This is a genomic window from Acetobacterium wieringae, assembly GCF_026646375.1.
GTDB classification, from domain to species: Bacteria; Bacillota; Clostridia; order Eubacteriales; family Eubacteriaceae; genus Acetobacterium; species Acetobacterium wieringae_A.
The window spans coordinates 1-3,148 of the sequence record NZ_JAIPPU010000041.1 but is presented as its reverse complement, the minus strand read 5'-3'; the positions used below and the strand labels follow the sequence as shown (position 1 = coordinate 3,148).

General features: G+C 48.9%; 2 rRNA genes. Both read right to left on the bottom strand.

From position 1 onward, the window contains the following. Position 1 precedes the first annotated feature (1 nt). A 5S ribosomal RNA gene (gene rrf, locus Q7P33_RS17775) occupies positions 2-118 on the bottom strand. Positions 119-182: 64 nt separating this feature from the next. Then, positions 183-3,087: ribosomal RNA gene (locus Q7P33_RS17770) — 23S ribosomal RNA — on the bottom strand. Between the last annotated feature and the right edge of the window lie 61 nt (positions 3,088-3,148).

Below are 3,148 nucleotides of genomic sequence, written 5' to 3'. Positions count from 1 at the left end.
TACGTGGCTACGTCTTACTCTCCCAGGCAGTTTCCCACCAAGTACCATCAGCGCAAGAGAGCTTAACTTCTGTGTTCGGAATGGGAACAGGTGTATCCTCTCTGCTATAGTAACCACATAATCTTTAAATTAGAGTTAGTACTCTAAAAACTACATATATAATTTAGTAAATCATCTAAAATCAGGTCAAGTCCTCGATCTATTAGTATCGATAAGCTCCATACATTGCTGCACTTCCACCTTCGACCTATCAACCAGGTAGTCTTCCTGGGATCTTAACCTTGCGGTGGGAAATCTTATCTTGAAGTCGGCTTCGCGCTTAGATGCTTTCAGCGCTTATCCATTCCACACATAGCTACCCAGCCATGCCCTTGGCAGAACAACTGGTACACCAGAGGTGTGTCCATCCCGGTCCTCTCGTACTAAGGACAGATCTCCTCAAATTTCCTACGCCTGCGACGGATAGGGACCGAACTGTCTCACGACGTTCTGAACCCAGCTCGCGTACCACTTTAATGGGCGAACAGCCCAACCCTTGGGACCTACTACAGCCCCAGGATGTGATGAGCCGACATCGAGGTGCCAAACCTCCCCGTCGATGTGGACTCTTGGGGGAGATAAGCCTGTTATCCCCAGGGTAGCTTTTATCCGTTGAGCGATGGCCCTTCCACGCGGAACCACCGGATCACTAAGTCCGATTTTCATCCTTGCTCGACCTGTATGTCTCGCAATCAAGCTCTCTTTTGCCTTTACACTCTATGTACGATTTCCGACCGTACTGAGAGAACCTTTGAGCGCCTCCGTTACCTTTTGGGAGGCGACCGCCCCAGTCAAACTGCCCACCAGACAGTGTCCCAAGACCAGATTCATGGCCTATGGTTAGAGTCCCAGTACTACAAGGGTGGTATCCAAAGGATGGCTCCGCCAAGACTGGCGTCCTGGTTTCATAGCCTCCCACCTATCCTGTACATGTAGTACCAAGACCCAATGTCAAGCTACAGTAAAGCTCCATGGGGTCTTTCCGTCCTGTCGCAGGTAACCGGCATCTTCACCGGTATTACAATTTCACCGAGTCTGTTGTTGAGACAGTGCCCAAATCGTTACGCCTTTCGTGCGGGTCGGAACTTACCCGACAAGGAATTTCGCTACCTTAGGACCGTTATAGTTACGGCCGCCGTTTACTGGGGCTTAAGTTCACTGCTTCGGATAAATCCTAACAGATCCCCTTGACCTTCCAGCACCGGGCAGGCGTCAGCTCCTATACATCGTCTTACGACTTAGCAGAAACCTATGTTTTTGGTAAACAGTCGCTTGGGCCTATTCTCTGCGGCCACCCGAAGGTGGCACCCCTTATCCCTAAGTTACGGGGTCATTTTGCCGAGTTCCTTAACAACAGTTCTCTCGCTGGCCTTAGGATATTCTCCTCACCCACCTGTGTCGGTTTGCGGTACGGGCACCTTTAACCTCGATAGAGACTTTTCTCGACAGTGTGAAATCAGCTACTTCGCTACTAAATTTCGCTCCCCATCGTACCCCAGCATTAATATCCGGACGGATTTGCCTGTCCAGACTGCCTCAGTACTTAGGCACACATAACCAACAGTGTGCATAGCCTATCCTACTGTGTCATCCCATTTCTCAAACGGTTATTGGTGGTACAGGAATATCAACCTGTTATCCATCACCTACGCCTTTCGGCCTCAGCTTAGGTCCCGACTGACCCAGGGCGGACGAACCTTCCCCTGGAAACCTTGGGTTTACGGCCTGTGGGATTCTCACCCACATCTCGCTACTCATGCCAACATTCTCACTCCCATACAGTCCACATGTCCTTACGGTCATGCTTCGACCCGTATGGGAAGCTCCCCTACCCATCATAAATGATGTCGTAGCTTCGGTAGTAAGTTTTAGCCCCGGAAATTTTCGGCGCAGGATCACTCGACCAGTGAGCTATTACGCACTCTTTAAATGAGTGGCTGCTTCTAAGCCAACATCCTGGTTGTCTGTGCAATCCCACATCCTTTACCACTTAACTTACATTTAGGGACCTTAGCTGACGATCTGGGTTGTTACCCTCTCGACTATGAATCTTATCACCCACAGTCTGACTCCTGAGTAAAAGATAACGGCATTCGGAGTTTGATAGTCTTCGGTAAGTACAATACCCCCTAGGACATTCAGTGCTCTACCTCCGTATCTCTAAGCTCAAGGCTAGCCCTAAAGCTATTTCGGGGAGAACCAGCTATCTCCGGGCTCGATTGGAATTTCACCGCTACCCACAAGTCATCCCCGAGCTTTTCAACGCTCGTGGGTTCGGACCTCCGCGAAATTTTACTTTCGTTTCATCCTGCTCATGGGTAGGTCGCCCGGTTTCGGGTCTACGTCAAATAACTAAACGCTCAGTTAAAACTCGCTTTCGCTACGGCTTCACACCATAAGTGCTTAACCTTGCTACTTAACGTAACTCGTTGGCCCGTTCTACAAAAAGTACGCGGTCACACTAAAAATGTGCTTCCACAGCTTGTAAGTGTAGGGTTTCAGGTTCTATTTCACTCCCCTCCCGGGGTTCTTTTCACCTTTCCCTCACGGTACTATACGCTATCGGTCACTAGGTAGTATTTAGCCTTGGAGGGTGGTCCCTCCTGCTTCCCACAGGGTTTCACGTGTCCCGTGGTACTCTGGATCACATCTAAAGCCTTCTCGTTTCGACTACAGGGCTGTAACCTTCTGTGGCGGACCTTTCCAGATCTCTTCGTCTACAATAACCGCTTCGTTAATGATGTGTCCACAACCCCAATGAAGCAAGCTCCATTGGTTTGGGCTTATCCGCGTTCGCTCGCCGCTACTTACGGAATCGAATTTCTTTCTTTTCCTCCAGGTACTAAGATGTTTCAGTTCCCCGGGTTCCCCTCATTAAGCTATGTATTCACTTAATGATACTTAGACATTACTCTAAGTGAGTTTCCTCATTCGGAAATCTTCGGATCAAAGTTTACGTGCAACTCCCCGAAGCTTATCGCAGCTTATCGCGTCCTTCATCGGCTCCTAGTGCCAAGGCATCCGCCCTACACCCTTAATAACTTGACCAGAAGTTATTAAATCTTTGATGATTAAGTCATCAACTGATAATTTAAAGTATTATCAAACT